The 18,219-nt window shown below is 66.4% G+C and carries 19 protein-coding genes and 1 pseudogene; 5 read left to right on the plus strand and 15 right to left on the minus strand.

Translation table 11 applies throughout. The features are described from left to right. Nucleotides 1-22 precede the first annotated feature (22 nt). The 8 genes from mtaB to AB8P05_RS13010 all read right to left on the minus strand — a co-directional run bounded on the left by mtaB (nucleotide 23) and on the right by AB8P05_RS13010 (nucleotide 5,920). Complete coding sequence (gene mtaB, locus AB8P05_RS12975) at nucleotides 23-1,291, minus strand: tRNA (N(6)-L-threonylcarbamoyladenosine(37)-C(2))-methylthiotransferase MtaB (protein WP_472758223.1); 1,269 nt, start codon at nucleotides 1,289-1,291, stop codon at nucleotides 23-25. Continuing rightward, the gene (locus tag AB8P05_RS12980; protein ID WP_472758224.1) at nucleotides 1,281-1,562 is read right to left on the minus strand and encodes a DUF2442 domain-containing protein; all 282 of its coding nucleotides are present in this window, start codon (nucleotides 1,560-1,562) and stop codon (nucleotides 1,281-1,283) included. Before AB8P05_RS12980 ends, mtaB begins: the two co-directional genes overlap by 11 nt. Before the next feature lie 4 nt (nucleotides 1,563-1,566). Continuing rightward, nucleotides 1,567-1,827, minus strand: coding sequence for a DUF4160 domain-containing protein (locus AB8P05_RS12985; RefSeq protein ID WP_324869597.1), 261 nt, complete (start codon nucleotides 1,825-1,827; stop codon nucleotides 1,567-1,569). Further along, entirely contained in the window at nucleotides 1,820-2,671 is an 852-nt protein-coding gene (gene dapF, locus AB8P05_RS12990) for a diaminopimelate epimerase (RefSeq protein ID WP_472758225.1), read from the minus strand. Before dapF ends, AB8P05_RS12985 begins: the two co-directional genes overlap by 8 nt. 68 nt (nucleotides 2,672-2,739) lie before the next feature. After that, nucleotides 2,740-3,171: a GtrA family protein gene (locus AB8P05_RS12995; RefSeq protein WP_472758226.1), complete on the minus strand. Its 432-nt coding sequence runs from the start codon at nucleotides 3,169-3,171 to the stop codon at nucleotides 2,740-2,742. Then, entirely contained in the window at nucleotides 3,168-4,223 is a 1,056-nt protein-coding gene (locus AB8P05_RS13000; protein ID WP_472758227.1) for a glycosyltransferase family 2 protein, read from the minus strand. The genes AB8P05_RS12995 and AB8P05_RS13000 overlap by 4 nt, the downstream gene beginning before the upstream one ends. A gap of 69 nt (nucleotides 4,224-4,292) precedes the next feature. Continuing rightward, on the minus strand, nucleotides 4,293-5,024 hold the full coding sequence (locus tag AB8P05_RS13005; RefSeq protein ID WP_472758228.1) for a hypothetical protein: 732 nt from the start codon (nucleotides 5,022-5,024) through the stop codon (nucleotides 4,293-4,295). An 11-nt stretch (nucleotides 5,025-5,035) separates the two neighbouring features. Continuing rightward, nucleotides 5,036-5,920 (minus strand): hypothetical protein, encoded by an 885-nt coding sequence (locus AB8P05_RS13010; protein WP_472758229.1) that lies wholly within the window; start codon nucleotides 5,918-5,920, stop codon nucleotides 5,036-5,038. Nucleotides 5,921-6,214: 294 nt separating this feature from the next. Between AB8P05_RS13010 and leuD the strand changes: the two genes are divergently transcribed. Both leuD and leuB read left to right on the plus strand, forming a co-directional pair. Continuing rightward, entirely contained in the window at nucleotides 6,215-6,826 is a 612-nt protein-coding gene (gene leuD / locus AB8P05_RS13015; RefSeq protein ID WP_455171171.1) for a 3-isopropylmalate dehydratase small subunit, read from the plus strand. A 69-nt stretch (nucleotides 6,827-6,895) separates the two neighbouring features. Beyond that, the gene (gene leuB / locus AB8P05_RS13020; protein ID WP_455171172.1) at nucleotides 6,896-8,011 is read left to right on the plus strand and encodes a 3-isopropylmalate dehydrogenase; all 1,116 of its coding nucleotides are present in this window, start codon (nucleotides 6,896-6,898) and stop codon (nucleotides 8,009-8,011) included. An 80-nt stretch (nucleotides 8,012-8,091) separates the two neighbouring features. Here leuB and AB8P05_RS13025 read toward each other — a convergent pair whose 3' ends face one another. The 4 genes and pseudogenes from AB8P05_RS13025 to AB8P05_RS13040 form a co-directional block, all read right to left on the minus strand. Then, nucleotides 8,092-8,286, minus strand: a complete 195-nt coding sequence (locus tag AB8P05_RS13025) for a con-10 family general stress protein (protein WP_247883674.1) — start codon at nucleotides 8,284-8,286, stop codon at nucleotides 8,092-8,094. Continuing rightward, a pseudogene (locus tag AB8P05_RS13030) lies at nucleotides 8,287-8,382 on the minus strand (KGG domain-containing protein); the annotation flags it as partial. A 195-nt stretch (nucleotides 8,383-8,577) separates the two neighbouring features. Further along, on the minus strand, nucleotides 8,578-9,444 hold the full coding sequence (locus tag AB8P05_RS13035; protein ID WP_472758230.1) for an HpcH/HpaI aldolase/citrate lyase family protein: 867 nt from the start codon (nucleotides 9,442-9,444) through the stop codon (nucleotides 8,578-8,580). A 79-nt stretch (nucleotides 9,445-9,523) separates the two neighbouring features. Beyond that, entirely contained in the window at nucleotides 9,524-10,618 is a 1,095-nt protein-coding gene (locus tag AB8P05_RS13040) for a hypothetical protein (RefSeq protein WP_472758231.1), read from the minus strand. 236 nt (nucleotides 10,619-10,854) lie between these two features. On the opposite strand from AB8P05_RS13040, the gene pdxY reads away from it, so the two are divergent. Further along, a complete protein-coding gene (gene pdxY, locus AB8P05_RS13045; RefSeq protein WP_472758232.1) occupies nucleotides 10,855-11,715 on the plus strand; it encodes a pyridoxal kinase PdxY in 861 nt (286 codons plus the stop codon). 39 nt (nucleotides 11,716-11,754) lie between these two features. On the opposite strand, the gene AB8P05_RS13050 is transcribed toward pdxY, so the two are convergent. Then, nucleotides 11,755-14,007, minus strand: a complete 2,253-nt coding sequence (locus AB8P05_RS13050; RefSeq protein WP_472758233.1) for a sensor histidine kinase — start codon at nucleotides 14,005-14,007, stop codon at nucleotides 11,755-11,757. A 456-nt stretch (nucleotides 14,008-14,463) separates the two neighbouring features. On the opposite strand from AB8P05_RS13050, the gene zapE reads away from it, so the two are divergent. Then, entirely contained in the window at nucleotides 14,464-15,468 is a 1,005-nt protein-coding gene (zapE, locus tag AB8P05_RS13055) for a cell division protein ZapE (RefSeq protein ID WP_472758234.1), read from the plus strand. 172 nt (nucleotides 15,469-15,640) lie between these two features. Next, nucleotides 15,641-16,099, plus strand: a complete 459-nt coding sequence (locus AB8P05_RS13060) for a hypothetical protein (protein WP_472758235.1) — start codon at nucleotides 15,641-15,643, stop codon at nucleotides 16,097-16,099. 42 nt (nucleotides 16,100-16,141) lie between these two features. On the opposite strand, the gene lipA is transcribed toward AB8P05_RS13060, so the two are convergent. Both lipA and AB8P05_RS13070 read right to left on the minus strand, forming a co-directional pair. Continuing rightward, nucleotides 16,142-17,062, minus strand: coding sequence for a lipoyl synthase (gene lipA / locus AB8P05_RS13065; RefSeq protein WP_472758236.1), 921 nt, complete (start codon nucleotides 17,060-17,062; stop codon nucleotides 16,142-16,144). Continuing rightward, nucleotides 17,062-18,192, minus strand: a complete 1,131-nt coding sequence (locus AB8P05_RS13070) for a 2,3-butanediol dehydrogenase (protein ID WP_472758237.1) — start codon at nucleotides 18,190-18,192, stop codon at nucleotides 17,062-17,064. Before AB8P05_RS13070 ends, lipA begins: the two co-directional genes overlap by 1 nt. Between the last annotated feature and the right edge of the window lie 27 nt (nucleotides 18,193-18,219).

Here is an 18,219-nt window from a genome sequence, read left to right on the forward strand (position 1 = left end):
GGAGTGTCCACTATGAGAGGGGTCAGAGCGGGGTGCCGGTCAGCACGCCGTCCTTGAGGCCGGTGATGGCGGCGGGCACCAGCGAGCCGGGCGCGAAGGGCTGGCCCAGGCGGATCGCGGCGAAATGCTCGGTGCGGCCCAGGTCGTCCTTCTCCACCAGCACCGTCGCGGTGCGGCCGACGAGGCTGGCCAGCGTGCGGGCCTCCGCCGCCTCGCCGACGGCGCGCAGGCGGGCGGCGCGCTCCTTGCGGACGGCGCCGTCGACCTGCGGCATGCGGGCGGCCGGCGTGCCGGGGCGTGGGCTGTAGGGGAAGACATGCAGCCAGGTCAGGCCGCACTCCTCCACCAGCCGCATGGTGTTCTGGAACATCTCCTCGGTCTCCGTCGGGAAACCGGCGATGAAGTCGGCGCCGAACACCACGTCGGGCCGGACCGAGCGCACCCGCTCGCAAAACGCGATGGAGTCGGCGCGGCCGTGGCGGCGCTTCATCCGCTTCAGCACCATGTCGTCGCCGGCCTGCAGCGACAGGTGCAGGTGCGGCATCAGGCGCGGCTCGTTCTCGATCAGGCGCCAGAGGTCGTCGTCCATCTCGATGCAGTCGATGGAGGACAGGCGCAGCCGCGGCAGCTCAGGCACCAGGGCCAGCAGCCGACGCACCATCTGTCCCAGCGACGGCGAACCGGGCAGGTCGGGGCCATAGCTGGTGATGTCGACGCCCGACAGCACCACCTCGTTGTAGCCGGCCTTCACCAGCGCCTGGACCTGTTCGACGATGCCGCCGATGGGGACGGAGCGCGAGGGACCGCGGCCATAGGGGATGATGCAGAAGGTGCAGCGGTGGTCGCAGCCCTGCTGAACCTGGACGAAGGCGCGGGCGCGGTCCTCGAACCCGCCGATCAGGTGACCGGCGGTCTCCTTCACCGACATGATGTCGTTGACCAGCACCTTCTCGGCCGGCGGCAGGCCCCAGCTTTCCGGCTGCAGCTTTTCCTGGTTGCCCAGCACCTGATCGACCTCCGGCATCGCCGCGAAGCGCTGCGGGTCGATCTGGGCGGCACAGCCGGTGACGACGATGCGCGCGTCCGGTCGCTCGCGGCGCAGCTTGCGGATGGTCTGGCGCGCCTGCCGTTCGGCTTCCGATGTCACGGCGCAGGTGTTGACGATCACCACGTCGTCCAGCCCTGCGCTGCGCACATGGTTGCGCATCACCTCGGACTCGTAGGTGTTCAGGCGGCAACCGAAGGTGACGATCTCGGGGCCGTCGGTCTTCAGGGCGACATCATCGGGCATGCTGAGCCCCTCCCATACCGGGCAAGGGGGCGCCGGTGATCGAAGAATAGAGAACGGCTGGATCGAGATCGGCTCCGTTCGGCCAGACCACCGTCCCAAGCTCCGGATCGACGCGAACCGCTGCGAAGGTTTCGGGTTCGCGCAGCACGGCAAATACTCCGGTGAAAGGAACCAGGGCGGACACGTCGACATGCCCCTCCGCACCATCCTCGAACCGGAGGTGCAGGCGGTAGCCGTCGAGCGGCGTGGCGGCGACAATATCCTTCAGCATCGGTTCATTCCAGCGGAGCAATCTGATTCAATGGCGCATGCCTGCGCGCCAGTTCCCAATCGTTCTTCAACTCGTTCCTATGCAGGGCGGCCCATTCCGTCACAAGTCCCAACGCGCGGGGCGAAAGCTCGCCTTCCATGATCCCAAGCGTCGAAATGTCAATCACGGCTTTCTGATTGCCATACCGTACGTGGAAATGCGGCGGCGCGTGATCGTTGTAATACATCGCGATGATGATGCCGAAGAACCGGCTAATCTCAGGCATCGCCTCGTCCAACGGAAACCAGTTCAGCCGACAGCCGGCCGCTGAAGGCCAGCGCCACCGGGCCGGTCATCAGGACGCGGTCGTCCTCGGTCCATTCGATGGTCAGGGTGCCGCCGTCCAGCAGGATGTCGGCCTTGCGCCCGGTCAGGCCGCGGCGGGCCGCCGCGACCAGCGTGGCGCAGGCGCCGGTGCCGCAGGCCTGGGTGATGCCGGCGCCGCGCTCCCACACCCGCATGCGGATGGCGGTGGGCGACAGGACCTGCGCGAACTCGATGTTGGAGCGCTCGGGGAAGGTCGGGTGGTTCTCGAACACCGGGCCGACCTCGGCCAGCGGCACCGCCTCGGCATCGTCGACGAAGAAGACGGCGTGCGGGTTGCCCATGTTGACCGCGACCGGGGCCGCGAAGCCGCCATGCTCCACCGAGTCGACCCGCAGCGTGTCGGTGGGGGCGGCCAGCGGGATGGCGCTCCAGTCCAGGCGGGGCGGACCCATGTCCACGGTGATGCGGCCGTTGTCGGCGCGGTAGGCGTGAAGCAGCCCGGCGGCGGTCTGGAAGCTGGCGCGGTCGCGCCCGCTCTCCTCCATCAGCAGCCATCCGACGCAGCGCGACGCATTGCCGCAGGCCGCGGCCTCGCTGCCGTCGGCGTTGTGGATGCGCATGAAGGCGTCGGCGCCCGGCGCCTCGGTCCGTTCCAGGATGATGAACTGGTCGCAGCCCACGCCGGTCTTGCGGTCGGCGATGGCGCGCACCTCCGCGCCCGGGGGGCGGTAGGGTTCGGAACGGGCGTCGATCACGACGAAGTCGTTGCCGAGGCCGTGCATCTTCAGGAATTCGCGGGTCATGGCCGCCGTTATATGGCGAGCCGCGGGGATAAGTCCATAAGGCGCCGCGCAAGGCAGATTCGCGGCGCTTACGCTCCCTTGAACACCAGATGCTTCGACGCCGCGAAGTTGAAGAACATGCCGGCGATCGAACCGGCGGCCACCGCCAGGAACGGGTGCTCGGCGACCGTCTGCACGCTCGACTCCAGCCCCACCGACACGCCGTAATTCACCACGCCGCCGATGGCGTTGGCGGCGATGAACTTGGCCCACTGGCGGTGCAGCGGCTCGTCCGCCGCGCCGCGGAAGGTGAAGGCGCGGTTCAGCGCCCAGGTCGCCGTCGCCGCGGCGAAGAAGGACGGAATGCGGGCGGCGAAGAACTCCAGCCCCAGCGCCAGCCCGCCATAGAGCACGGCGGTGTCCACCAGCAGCCCGATGACGCCGACCACGCCGAACTTGGCGAACTGCACCCCCAGCCGGCCGAGCCGGCTGTCCAGCAGAGCGGCGACCGGCCCGGTCACCGGCGGCCGTCCCCGCGGTCGCCGGCCAGCGGCGGGTGGTTGCCCGGCGCGCGCAGCGACAGGTAATGCATGCGCTTGGCCTCGCGGCGGCCATGGGTGACGGTGTCCAGGATCAGGCCGCAGGTCAGGCTGAGGAAGGCCATCAGCATCAGCCCGGTGGCGAGCACCGCGGTGGGGAAGCGGGGCACCAGACCGGTCTGGAAATAGGTGGCGATCACCGGCACGCCCAGAATCACCGACAGCAGGGCCAGCAGGCCGAACAGGGCGGAGAAGAAGGGCAGCGGCCGCTCCTCCTTCACCAGGATGATGATGGTGCGCAGGATGCGGATGCCGTCGCGGATGGTGTTCAGCTTGCTGTGCGACCCGGGCGGCCGGTCCTTGTAGGGGGTCTTCACCTCGGCGATCGGCATGCGCAGCTCCAGCGCATGGACGGTCAGCTCCGTTTCGGTTTCGAAACCGCTGGCCAGCGCGGGGAAGGACTTGACGAAGCGGCGGGAGAACACCCGGTATCCCGACAGCATGTCGCCGATGCGGCTGCCGAAGATGTTGGCGACCATGCCGGTCAGCACGAGGTTGCCGAAGCGGTGGCCGGGACGGTAGGCGGCGACGATCTCCGTCACCCGAGCGCCGTTGACCATGTCCAGCTGCTCTTCCCACAGGCGCTTGACCAGCTGCGGGGCGCTGGCGGCGTGATAGGTGTCGTCGCCGTCGACCAGCACATACACGTCCGCCTCGATGTCGGCGAACATGCGGCGCATGACGTTGCCCTTGCCCTGCAGCGGCTCGTGCCGGACCACCGCGCCCGCCGCGCGCGCGACCTCCACCGTCCGGTCCTTGGAATTGTTGTCGTAGACATAGACCGTCGCCTCCGGCAGGGCCGCGCGGAAGTCCTGCACCACCTTGCCGATCGCCGCCTCCTCGTTGTAGCAGGGGATCAGCACCGCGATGGTCGGCGCCGGGGCGGCGTCCGCATCGGACCGCGGCGCTCCCGCGGCGATGGGGCCGGCGGTGACGGCGGTGGAATCGGCGCGGTCGATGGTCGATACGGTCATGGCGCTGGCTTTTTGGCTCGAAAGGGCAGACGGGGCGGTTACGGGCGATAAACAGCACAAACCCGGCGATTATTCCACTGTCTCCGATTTCCCCGCACTTCTGTCCACGGCGCAGAGGTTCAGGGTCTCGCCCAGATTGTTGGGAATCGGCCGGCAGCGCTGCGGGTCCAGCCGCAGGCCGAGCAGGGCCGCGGCCTTCGCCGCTCCGGCCGTGTCGGGGATCGTGCTCAGCATCAGGAAGGGCCCGCGATGCGAGGCCACCTTGTCCTTCAGGATGGCCAGATGGCCGTTGCCGACCGAATCCGGCTGCAGGAAGTTGGACTGGATGCGCACGAAGGTGACGCGCGGCGGGAAGGACGGGATGACGTGCGAGATGGCCCAGTATCCCGCCATCAGCACCATGGTGTCGTCAGCATCCTCGATGGGCGGCACCTCCGCCGTAACCCACTTGTCCGCCCAAGCGACGCGCCCCCAGTCGGCGGGCTGCACCGTCAGCTGCACCAGCGCAAGCAGGGCCACCGCCAGTCCGACGCGCAGGCGCCGGGCCAGCGGCAGCAGGCCGACCGCCATCACCAAGGCCAGCGGCGCCAGCATCTCCAGCGGCACCAGATAGCGGTAGATGCAGAACATCGCCACCCACAGCGCGTAGGTGACGGTCAGCGCCGTCAGCAGGAATCGCGTCGCCGGCCTTTCGGTCAGCCAGTCGTTCCGCTTCCCCATCGACCGGCCGATCAGCGCGCCGGCGGCTCCCACCGGCACCAGGACGAACAGCGCCAGCACCCGCAGGTCGAAAAACGGCACCTCGCCCACCGTCAGGGGGAAAAGGTGAAGACGAAGGGGAACAACAGCCGCTGCCACGGGCCGGGCGGGAAGAAGCTGACATTGACGTAGTCGGAGATGGCGGCGAAGGGCGACTTGAAGACGTGGTTCATGTGCGGGAAGACGGGGTTCCCGTAATCGTGCCACAGGTGGGCCATCCACACGCCGCCACCCAGCGCCAGCCCGGCCAGCACGCCGATGCCGAAGAAGAAGGCCAGCCACAGCCGGCGCCAGGGCCGGGCGGGCAGGGCCAGGAAGCCCAGGCACAGCCCGACCGCATAGATGACCGTCGGGTTCTTCAGCCCCATCGCGGCCCCGGCCAGCAGTCCGGCCGCCGCCACGCGGGCGAAGCTCGGCAGCGGCCGGCCGTCAAGGATGCCGGGCAGGCTGCCGGCGACGACCGCCGCAGCGCCCAGCACGCCCAGGCTGACCACATTGTCCTGGAAGGTGGTGCCGATCAGCCCCAGCGTTCCGCCGCCCAGCCCGCCCATCACCGCCAGGACCATGGCGATCAGGGTTCGTTGCATGGCCGGACCGTTCCGCAGGCAGGACGATGCCAGCAGAAACAGCAGCGACAGGTTGACGCCCTGCAGCGTCCCCCACAGGAAGCCGGCCGCCCGCGCCGGTAGGTGCGTCGCCAGCCAGTAGAAGGGCACGTCCAGGAAGGGGCTGTAGAAGGTCGGCATCTGCGCCGGCAGCAGGTCGCGCCCGATCCGCCCGGTCAGCAGCGCATAGGCGTTGTACCAGTGGTAGTTCCGCAGGTCCCAGTTGGCATCCATGCCGAAGGCCAGCGTCAGCAGCCCGCAGGCGACCGGGGCCAGCAACAGGAAGGCGCGGCCGGTCAGGCGGGCGCGGCGGTCGTCGTGGAGGGTCGGCATCGGATCGGGGCGGCCTGGCTGTTGAGCGCTACTGTGGTAGGGGGCTGCCACGCCGTCCGCAAGGGGGACGCCGGTTCCGGCGCTGCGTTTCGGCACCCGCGGACGGGCCTGACCGGGACGATCCGCGGCCTTGCACGCAACAAAGATGCGCGGCGGTGCATTCGCGCATGCCTGTTCGCTCATTGCGTGCCGGGAAAAGGGCAAGCTTCCTCTGGCAATGGCTTGTTCGGTCTGCTATTCACCACGCTCTGCATGCGCACGCTTGCGCCTTCTTGCGCGACAGGATTTCTGGCGATGGAAAAGTTCACGGTTCTCACCGGCGTTGCGGCGCCGCTGCCGATGATCAACGTCGATACCGACATGATCATCCCGAAGCAGTTCCTGAAGACCATCAAGCGGACGGGGCTGGGCAAGCATCTGTTCGACGAGATGCGTTACACCCCGGACGGGCAGGAGATCCCGGACTTCGTCCTGAACAAGCCGGCCTACCGCAAGGCCAGCATCCTGGTGGCGGGCGACAATTTCGGCTGCGGCTCCTCGCGCGAGCATGCGCCGTGGGCGCTGGCCGATTTCGGCATCCGCTGCATCATCGCCCCCAGCTTCGCCGACATCTTCTACAACAACTGTTTCAAGAACGGCATCCTGCCGATCAAGTTGCCGAAGGAGCAGGTGGACCTGCTGCTCGACGACGCGTCGCGCGGGTCGAACGCCGTCATCACGGTCGACCTTGAGAAGCAGACCATCACCGGCCCGGACGGCGGCACCATCTCCTTCGAGCTGGACCCCTTCCGCAAGCACTGCCTGCTGAACGGCCTGGACGACATCGGCCTGACGCTGCAGCAGTCGGCCCATATCGACGGGTACGAGGGCAAGCAGCGCGCCGGCCAGCCGTGGATGTGGGGCTGACCGCCCCCGTCCTCCCCCGATCAACCATTTCTGTCTTCTTGACGTCTGACATTTGGGAGTGCGCCTGCCATGGCCGCCAATAAGAAGCTTCTGTTCCTCCCCGGCGACGGCATCGGTCCGGAGGTGATGCGCCAGGTCCGCCGGGTCATCGACTGGATGGACCGCAAGCGCAAGATCACCTTCGACGTGTCCGAAGGGCTGGTCGGCGGTGCCGCCATCGACGCCCACGGCGTTCCGCTGTCCGACGCCACGCTGGCCGAGGCGCTGGCGGTGGACGCGGTGATGCTGGGCGCCGTCGGCGGCCCGAAATGGGACAATCCCAGCGACTACACCAAGCGTCCGGAAGCCGGCCTGCTGACCCTGCGCAAGGAACTGGGCCTGTTCGCCAACCTGCGCCCGGCCGTCGTGTTCGACGCGCTGGTCGACGCCTCGACCCTGAAGGCCGACGTCATCCGCGGCCTGGACATCCTGATCGTCCGCGAGCTGACCGGCGGCGTCTATTTCGGTGAGCCGCGCGGCATCACCGACATCGGCAACGGCGAGCGCCGCGGCGTCAACACCCAGGTCTACACCACGTCGGAGATCCGCCGCGTCGCCCGCGTCGCGTTCGAGCTGGCCCGCAAGCGCGGCAACAAGCTCTGCTCGATGGAAAAGGCGAACGTCATGGAATCCGGCCTGCTGTGGCGCCAGGAAGTGACCAAGCTGCACGGGGAAGAGTTCCAGGACGTCGAGCTGAGCCACATGTACGCCGACAATGGCGCCATGCAGCTGCTGAAGAACCCGAAGCAGTTCGACGTGATCGTCACCGACAACCTGTTCGGCGACATCCTGTCGGACGAGGCGGCGATGATGACCGGCTCGCTCGGCATGCTGCCCTCGGCTTCGCTGGGCGCCCCGGATGCCGCCGGCAACCGCAAGGCCCTGTACGAGCCGGTGCACGGTTCCGCCCCGGACATCGCCGGCCGCGATCTGGCCAACCCCTGCGCGACCCTGCTGTCCTTCGCGATGTGCCTGCGCTACTCGTTCAACCTGGACGAGGACGCCAAGCTGATCGAGCGGGCCATCCAGAACGTGCTGGGCGGCGGCATGCGCACGGCCGACATCATGGCCCCGGGCATGGCGCGCTGCTCCACCACCGTCATGGGCGACTCGATCCTGCGCGAGCTGGACAAGCTCGCCTCCTGATCGGTCTTCCGGACTGCGTTCAAGAAAAAGCCCCCGTCCGCAAGGACGGGGGCTTTTTCGTCTGCACGGATCGCAGCGTTTCAATCGCCCCCGGCAGGGCGGTCGGCCGACCGTCCGCCATGGCTCGCCTGTCCGCCCTTGCGGCCGGCTTCCGCCGCCAGCGAGGGGTTCTTGGAGAAGCTGCGCGAGGAGGCGGGCACGCTGCGCCCACCCTTGCGCCCGGCTTCCGCGGCGAGTTCCGGGTTCTTCGAAAAGCTGCGCTTGTCGGCCGGCACGCTTTCGCCACCCTTGCTGGCAATTTGGCGTTGCCGATCAGGGTCCATCGACGCGAAGCCGCGGCCCGACGTACGATTGCTCTCTTTCGAGGCCATAACCAACCTCCGACTGTGCCTTGCTGATTCGACAACCGCACAGCTGGGGAGTTGGTTCCAAATAGCAGACAATTTCTGCAACCGGTACTGTCGGTATGGCCAGCGATTTGGGGAGTGGTTGCGCTGGGCGCCCCCTCCCTAACCCTCCCCCTTGCGCGGTAGGGATGGGAAGGGGGCAAAATCAGTCAGCTCCACTCACGCCATCCTCCCGATCGCCTCCGCCAACGCCACCAGCCGCCGGGCGTTTTCGACATGCAGGTTCTCCACCAGCTTGCCGTCGACCAGCACCACCCCCTTGCCGGCGGCTGCGGCCTCCGCATGGGCGGCGATGATGCGGTGGGCCTGGGCGATCTCGTCGGCATCGGGGGCGAAGGCGGCGTTGCAGGCGTCGATCGTCTTGGGATGTATCAGCGTCTTGCCATCGAAGCCCAGTTCGCGCCCCTGCCGGCAGGAGGCGGCGAAGCCCTCGTCGTCGTTCAGGTCCAGATGAACCCCGTCCAGCACCGCCAGCCCATAGGCGTGCGCCGCCAGCAGGCAGAGTCCCAGGCTGGTGATCATCGGCAGCCGCTGCGCCGTGTGGGCGGCATGCAGGTCCTTGGCGAGGTCCGACGTGCCGAGCACCAGCGCGCCGACGGTGGGGGAGGCGCCCGCGATCTCCTTCACGTTCAGGATGCCGAGCGGCGTCTCCATCATGCACCAGATGGTCTGGCTGGCCGGCGCTCCGGCGGCGCGCAGCACCGCTTCCGCCTGCCGCACCGCGTCGGCGCTCTCCACCTTCGGCAGCAGCACGGCATCGGCGCCGCTGGCCGCCGCCATGCGCAGGTCGTCATAGCCCCAGGGGGTGTTCAGCCCGTTGACGCGGACGATCAACTCCCGCCCGCCATAGCCGCCGGCGGCAAGCGCCTGGGCGATGGTGTCGCGCGCCGCGGCCTTGGCGTCGGGGGCGACCGCATCCTCCAGGTCGAGGATCAGCCCGTCGGCGGGCAGGCTGCGGCCCTTCTCCAGGGCGCGGGCGTTCGAGCCCGGCATGTAGAGCACGCTGCGGCGGGGGCGGACGGTCATGGTTCGATTCCAATGTGTAAGAGTCCCTTATTCTAGCGGAGACTCTCTTTGGTCTGTATACGGCATCTCCGCCAAGAACTTAGGGACCGGTATTGCCTGTACGGTTTGTGGTTCTGCCGAGGACATATCCCGAGATGCCGCCCAAGAGTGTTCCTAAGGCGTTTTCAGGGATCTTTCCAGCAATTCCCAGGATAAGAATGACTGTTGTCAGCAGGAAGACCGTTAAGAGCTGAATGATAACATCAGTGTTAAATACAGTCTTCTGAACATCGGCGCTGTAGCATCTGGGGGCAATCAGAAGAATTATGACAATAAGTCCGAGTCCTGGTGCTGCCCATGTGAGAAGTTGATCGCTTAGCGCAGTACTCTTTTGCAGAGCATTAATAAGTGAGATGCGTTTTGCGGAAAGAGACTTTAGGGATGACTCCATTTCTTTGATTTTTGTATCAACGGCAGAGATGGCGGCTGACACGATCTCAATCTTCTTCTTATAAAAGCTGTCAACTAACCCTTCCTTGATGATGGATTCGAGAGATATTAAGCAGGAGCTGTATCTACTATCCAGATTAATATCAGAATCTTGTTCAATTTTTGTTCCCCTTGAGCTGATTGCATAGGGCCGTATGAGAAAATCATTTGCTGCGCATTCATCGTAGTTCTTATTTGCTTTAACCGATTTCCTAATATTTATAATGTTTTCTTCAATTCTGTCCTTTTCCTTGTTTATTGCAAAATCGACAATCGTTGCCTGAGGAATTTGGTCGAATATCCCAAAATAGCGGAGTGAGCTTGATAAGGTGCTATTGATAATTCCAGAAACCTCCGAAGAAAAATAAGATTTCTCTTCTTCGCTAAGTTCTTTTGGGTTTTGAGAGGGCCTTTTTGATGATATCTCGTTTAGCCGCTTGTTAACGCTTTCTTTCTCTGCATCTATCCTCTTCAGTCTTTCTTTAAGATCTTCTGAAAACATCCTCCATTTATCGAGAGCACTATTCTGTCTCTGAATTTCATTTGTAACATCATTCAGTTCGGTCTGGATGAGTGCTGCGCTCGCTTTCGTCGGATCAACATCGGTTGACATAGCGGCGTTCGTGATGGCCGGCATCTGCGCCAGCGCTGGTGAAGCGAAGAGTCCGATCAGAACTATAGCATTAAGAAAGCGGGATCTCATCATCGTGATGCCTAGGGTGTCTTGATTGTCTAGTACGCGTATAGCGCGATTCTGTTCTTGTTACAATCCGGAATGACGATAAAACGACATTGCACCCGCTTGATTCAAGCAATTTTCGGCCAATAGAACTTCTTTGAAGAGCAATTGTTCCGCCATACGCATCCCCGAAGAAAGAGTATCCAAGTATGCAAGCCGAACAGACCTTTACGACCGGCGGACCGTCGCTTACGCTTGCCCGCATGAAAAGCGTCCTCACCATCCAATCGCACGTCGCCTATGGCTATGTCGGCAACCGGGCCGCGGTGTTTCCGCTGCAGCGGCTGGGGATCGACGCCACGGCGGTGAACACCGTCCAGTTCTCCAACCACACCGGCTACGGCGCCTGGACCGGGCAGGTCTTTACGGCGGAGCATATCGCCGACATCGTCGACGGCATCGCCGCCCGCGGCGTGCTGCCGGCGCAGGATGCGGTGCTGTCCGGCTATATGGGCGCGGTGGAGCTGGGGCAGGTGATCGTGGAGACCGCGGCGCGGGTGAAGGCGGCCAATCCCAAGGCGGTCTATTGCTGCGACCCGGTGATGGGCGACGTCGGCCGCGGCTTCTTCGTGCGACCCGGCCTGCCGGAGTTCATCCGCGACCATGCGGTCCCCGCCGCCGACCTGATGACGCCCAACCAGTTCGAGCTGGAGTACCTCACCGACCGCAAGGTGGCTTCGCTGGACGATGCGCTGGCCGCCACCGCGGCGCTACGCGCCCGCGGGCCGCGGCTGGTCCTGGTCACCAGCCTGACCCGCAGCGACGCCGATCCCGACAGCATCGAGATGCTGGTGGACGGTACCGACGGCGCCTGGCTGGTGGCGACGCCGCGCCTGACCTTCGATCCGCTGCCCAACGGGTCGGGCGACGCGGTGGCGGCGCTGTTCCTCGCCCATTATCTGACGGCCTTCGATCCCGCCGACGCGCTGGAGAAGGCGGCGGCAGCCATCTTCGCCATCTTCGAGACGACCAAGCGCCTGGGCACCCGCGAATTGCAGCTGATCGCCGCCCAGGACGATTTCGTCGACCCGCCCCGCCGCTTCGCCGCCACCCGCCTGCGCTGACGCCCTTCGGGTCTCTACCGCCGCCGGTCGCCCCGGCGGTCAGGCCGCTCCGACGGTGTGGCCGCTCAGCTTGGACGGATGGTCCGCGACGCGGGTGGCCGGCAGCCGGATCGTCATGGTGGTGCCGGCGCCGGGCGTGCTGTCGCAGGTCAGCGTGCCGCCATGCAGGTCGATGAAGTTCTTCGAGATCGACAGGCCCAGCCCGGTCCCCTCGTAGCGGCGGTTGGCCGCGTTGTCGGCCTGACGGAAGGGCTGGAACAGGTCGGCCATGAAATCGGGCGGGATGCCGATGCCGGTATCGGCCACCGACAGCCGGAACCCGCCATCGCCATTCCCCTCCTGGTCCAGTCCGGCGGTGATGGTCACGCTGCCGCCGGGGGGCGTGAACTTCACGGCGTTGGACAGCAGGTTCAGGACCACCTGCTTGAAGGCGCGCTGATCGACCCAGACCGTGGCGACCGCCCCCGTCACGAGGTTGTTCAGGGTCACGCCGCCGGACGCCGCGCGGTCGCGCACCATCATCAGGCAGTGCGCCACCGCCTCGTCCACCTCGACCGGCTCTTCGCACAGGTCGAACTGGCCCGATTCCAGCTTCGACATGTCCAGTACGGCATTGACGATGTCCAGCAGGTGTTTGCCGCTGTCGTGGATGTCGGCGATGCAGGATTTCTGCCGTTCGTTGACGGTGCCGAAGAACTCGCTGTCCAGCACCTCGGCGAAGCCGATGATGGCGTTCAGCGGGGTGCGCAGCTCGTGGCTCATGTTGGCCAGGAACTCGCTCTTGGCCCGGTTCGCCAGCTCGGCCTGGGTCTTGGAGGCGATCATCTCCGCCTCCTGCTGCTTGCGGCGGGTCATGTCGCGGATGACGCCGACGAAGATCCGCGGCTCCCCCGAACCAAGAGCCGAACCTGAGGCCGGGCGCTGGATGCCGGCGGCGGCCGGGTGGGGCGCCGGGGCGCAGGGGGCGGCGCCCAGACGCAGGTCGCTGACGGTGAAGCCGACCGGAAAGGCGCGGCCGTCGCGGCGCAGCGCGGTCAGGTCGCGGTCGTTGGCGCCGCCGCGGGCATCGGGGATCAGCGCCTCGATCGGCTGGCCGATCATCTCGCGCTCCGGCACGCCGAACATCACCTCGGCGGCACGGTTGAAGGTGACGATGCGCCCGGCGGTGTCGAAGGTCACCACCGCGTCCAGCATGGAATCGAGGATGCCGCGGATCCGGCGGGAGGCGCGGGCGAGCCGGGCCTGATCCTCCTCCCGGCGGGCATGCTGGCGGACGACGAAGGCGGTCAGCAGGGCGATGGCGATGGTCATCACCGTGCCGATGGCGGTCCAGGCCGCGGTGTCGCGCTGCCAGTCGGCCAGGACCGCGCGCACCGGCATGGTTGCCACGATGACGAACGGATAGCCCTGAACCCGCCGCACGCTGACCAGGCTGTCGACCGCACCGCCGGAGGTGCCGGTCCCCGCCGTGGCGGCCAGCATCGGCGCGCCGTCGCGGATGGTCGCCTCGTCCCGGGCCGCCAGGGCGCGCTGCACCGCCGGCCAGTCGGCCAGCCGGGTCACGCCGATGCGGTCCTGCGGCCGTTCCAGCAGGACCGTGCCGTCCTCCAGCGCCAGGATCACGCTGCCCTTGCGGTCGATGCGCTGGGATTCCAGCGTCGCCGCCAGCCGCGTCGGGTCGACCAGCGCCACCAGCACCCCGCGGAAGCGTCCGTTCTCGTCAGCCCAGCGCCGGCTCAGCGGGATGACGCGGGTGCCGGGCCTCACCCGGCTGACGATAGGCCCGCCCACCAGCAGGCCGGGGCTGGCGCGGTCACGGGCATGGGTGAAATAGGTGCGGTCTGACAGCGGAAAGGGCGGCAGCGCCGCGTCGGCGGAATGATGCAGGGCAAAGCCGTCGGCGCCGACCACCACCAGATCGGCCAGTTCGCCGAAGGAATCGCGGCGCTGGCGCAGATGGTCGTGAATGGCGGCGCTGCCGCGCCGTCCGCCGTCCGGATGGGTGTCGAGTGCGAAGGCCAGATCGCGCAGCAGCTGGTCCACCGAAAAGGCGGTGCGCAGGGTCTGGGCTTCCAGCATGCGGGCAAGGTCGCGGGTGGCGCGTTCCCCGGCTTCCAGCGCTTCCCGCCGGCCCTGGAGGATGCCGTAGCCGATGAGGGCGTTCACCACCAGGATGAAGGCAAGGCCGGAGGCGGTCATCAGGAAGCGCACGGATGCCAGACGGCCACGCAGCGCCCGCGCCAGACCGGCGTTGGAACGGTTGGTCGGGAAAGCGGACCCGGGGGCGGGCATCGGTGCGGCGTTTTCCTGTCTGGCGGGCGGCTGGACTGCAGCTTGGCATTGATCGGACGAACACCCTAAAGAAAGTGTAACCGTACGGAAACATGGGCTTCCTCACTGCGCCCAGATGCCGCGCCGCCGCCTTGCCTTCCCGGTCTGTGCCGCGGGTGTCCATCGCGCCGCCGCGCACGCCACCCTGCCATTCCCGTGCCGGTCCCGTTCCAGGCCGGTCGGCGGTTGCCGGGAGCGGTTCCATCCGTTAGGTAAGGGGCATCTTGGCAGCCGGATCGCGCATATCCCCATGACCGACGGACCGCTTTCGCTCTACCGCGCCCGCCGCGGCAGCGGCACTCTTCGCCCCGATCCCGACCAGGAACTGGCGGCGGAGAAGTTCCAAAGCCTCTATCAGGCGCTGAAGGGCTACCAGCCGCAACCCGCCGGCGACGACAAGCCTGCGGGGGAGGGTGGTTGGAACGCTTCGGTCTTGGCCGCCGCCGCGCCGCCCCGCCGCCGCCCGACATCGCCTCCACCGCGCCGCAGGGGCTGTACATCTACGGCAGCGTCGGGCGCGGCAAGTCGATGCTGATGGACCTGTTCTATGAGACCGCGCCGGTCGACAAGAAGCGGCGCGTCCATTTCCACGAATTCATGCTGGAGATCCACCAGCGCATCCACGACCACCGCCAATCCGGCAAGGGGAAGGGCGACGGCCCGGACGAGGCGCTGCCCGAACTGGCCCGCGCGCTGGCCGACGAGGCGTGGCTGCTGTGCTTCGACGAGTTCCACGTCACCAACATCGTCGACGCGATGATCCTGGGCCGGCTGTTCACCAACCTGTTCGACCTGGGCGTGGTGGTGGTGGCGACCTCCAACTGGCCGCCGGACATGCTGTACAAGGACGGGCTCCAGCGCGAGTTGTTCCTGCCCTTCATCGCGCTGCTGAAGGAAAAGCTCGACATCCTGTCGCTGGACGGCCCGACCGACTACCGGCTGGACCGTTTGAAGGGCGTGCCGATCTATCACCACCCGCTGGGGGCGTCATCGGACGCCGCCCTTGCCAGGGCCTTCTCCGACCTGACCGGCGGTGCCGCGGGCGAGCCCTGCAGCCTGACGGTGCAGGGCCGCCGGGTGGAGATAGACCGTGCCGCCAAATGCGTGGCCTGGGTCGATTTCTGGAACCTGTGCGGCAAGCCGCTGGGTGCGGCCGACTATCTGGCGATCGCCACCCATTTCCACACGGTCCTGATCGACCGCGTGCCCACCATGAAAGACGAACTGCGCAACGAGGCCAAGCGCTTCATGACGCTGATCGATGCGCTGTACGAGCACAAGGTGAACGTCGTCATCGCGGCCGAGGGGCCGCCGGAGCGGCTTTATCCGGAAGGCACCCACGCCTTCGAGTTCGAACGCACGGTGAGCCGGTTGATGGAGATGCAGAGCGAGGATTACCTGCAAAGGCAGCATCTGACGTAAGCGTGGGTTCGCGCACTGTCTGGAAGCTGTAAGCCGCCTCCATCTGTCGCTTTTTGGGCCGCTTATCTCCGGGTAGGGTGCCGGTCTCGCGAAATCGGCCTATGGCGTGGATTATTTCGTATCGGCGCCCTGTTCGTGTCGATTGAAAGTAATCCACGGCGGGGCATTCACCATGATGTGGCGTTCCATTCTGCTCGGCTGCCTGCTGGCGGTCGGGATGGCCGGTTGCGGCCCACGTTTCCAGACGACGACGACCTATTTCTCGCCGGTCAGCGATGCCGGAAAGCTCTGTGTCGCCCAATGCAAGCAGGCGCAATCCATCTGCAATTCGGCGAGGGAGCTGGCTCTTCAGACCTGCCGGGCCGAGGGGCTGACCCGCGCCCATGCCGATTATCAAGCCTATCTCAAGTCACTGCCCAAGGATTTCAACAAGAAGAAGATGAAGACGCTCAGTGATTTCGAGCGGGGAATCAGCTGTTCCAGCGGTCTTTCCTGTGAAAGCGATTACGACGGCTGCTTCAAGTCCTGCGGTGGCCGGATCGAGCAGCAGACCTATTGCGTCAGCGACTGCAAGCTGATGAAGCCGCCGCAGCCGGACGGTGTCCCGGTCGGGCCGAGGACCACGCTCTGATCCCAGCGATCCCGTCGAGGACCGCTGAAATCGGAACGATGCTCAGCCTTTCGTCGCCGCCCGCCGCCGCAACTCCTCGAAGTCGCGGCCGGCGTGGTGGGAGGAGCGGGTCAGCGGGGTCGCCGACACCATCAGGAAGCCCCTGGCCCGCGCCACGGTGCCGTAGCGCTCGAACTCCTCCGGCGTGACGTGGCGGGCGACCGGATGGTGGTTGGGGGTCGGGCGGAGATACTGGCCGATTGTCAGGAAATCGACGCCTGCCGCCCGCAGGTCGTCCATCACCTGCAGCACTTCCGCCGGCTCTTCGCCCAAGCCCACCATGATGCCGGACTTGGTGAAGATCGACGGGTCGCGCTCCTTCACCCGTTCCAGCAGGCGCAGCGAGCCGTAATAGCGCGCCCCCGGCCGCACATCGGCATAAAGCCGCGGCACGGTTTCGAGATTGTGGTTGTAGACGTCGGGCCGGGCATCCACCACCGTCTCCACCGCGCCCGGCTTGTTGCGGAAATCGGGTGTCAGCACCTCCACCGTCGTGGTGGGGGAGGTGTCGCGGATGCGGGCGATGCAGCGGGCGAAATGCGCGGCGCCGCCGTCGGGCAGGTCGTCGCGGTCGACCGAGGTGATGACGACATGGGCGAGGCCAAGTTCGCCCACCGCTTCGGCCAGCCGGTCGGGCTCGTGGGGATCGAGCGCGTCCGGCCGGCCGGTGGCGACGTTGCAGAAGGCGCAGGCCCGCGTGCACACGCTGCCCAGGATCATCACCGTGGCGTGCCGCTTGGTCCAACACTCGCCGATGTTGGGGCAGGCGGCCTCCTCGCAGACCGTGTTCAGGCCGTGGCGGCGGACGAGCGACTGCGTGTCCTCGAACGCCGCACCGCCGGGGGCGCGGGCGCGGAGCCAGGCCGGCTTTTCCGCCCGATGCTCTGGGCGGGCGGGCTTCATGTGCATCGCGGGCAGGGCCATCAGTGGACAAGCTCCGGCTGTTCGGCGGCGGCAGGGGCGGCCTGCGGCTGCACGATGATCTTCACGTTGCGGTCCTTGTGGGCGACCAGCTCCTCGAAGCCGCCGCTGACGATGTCGTCCAGCGTAATGCGGCCGGTGATCAGCGGCTGCACGTCGATGCGGCCGTCGGCGATGAAGCGGATGACGTCGGCGAACTCGCCATTGTAGGCCAGAGAGCCGATGACCTGCTTTTCGGTGGCGACGATCTCGAAGAAGTTGAAGGAACTGGGCTCCTCGAAGATGCCGACCAGAACCGTCTTGCCGGCCTTGCGGATCACGTCGATGGCGAGCTTCGCCGTGTCGCGATGGCCGATGCATTCGAACGACACGTCGGCGCCGTATCCGCCGGTCAGCGCCTTGACCTCCGCCACCGCGTCGCACTCCTTGGGGTCGAGCACTACAGAGGCACCGACCTCCAGCGCCTTGGCCTTGCGGGCGGCGGACATCTCAAGGACGATGATCCGGCCGGCGCCGGCCGCCTTCGCGCACATGATGGTGCACAGCCCGATGGTGCCGGCACCGACCACCACCACGGTCTCGCCGACGATGCTGCCGGCCTTCTTCACCGCGTGCATGCCGACCGCCAGCGGCTCGATCAGGGCGCCGGCCTCGGTCGGGAAGCCATCGGGCAGCTTGTAGAGCAGTTCGGCCGGGACATTGACCAGACTGGCGAAGGCGCCGTTGTTCATCAGGCCGGTGAAGGCCAGCTTTTCGCAGATGTTGTACATGCCGTGCTTGCAGTAGTAGCACTCGCCGCAATGCTGGCAGGCGTCGGCCGCCACGCGGTCGCCGACAGTGAAGCCGGTGACGCCCTCGCCCAGCGTCGCGATCTCGCCGCTGAACTCGTGGCCCAGGATGCATTGGCCCTTCAGGCCGGTCAGCGGGTGGGGGGTGTCGACGGGGATGAAGACCGGGCCGGCGACATATTCATGCAGGTCGGACCCGCAGATGCCGCACCAATGCACCTTGATCTGCACCCATCCCGCGGGCGGGGCGCCCGGCAGCGGCACGTCCTCCACCCGGATGTCCTTGCGGCCATGCCATACGGCGGCCTTCATGCTGGTCGCCGGATCATTGGTCATCGCATTCATGGTGTTTTCCTCCGGAATTATCGTTGT

The sequence above is a fragment of the Azospirillum sp. VT-I1 genome (assembly GCF_055698305.1).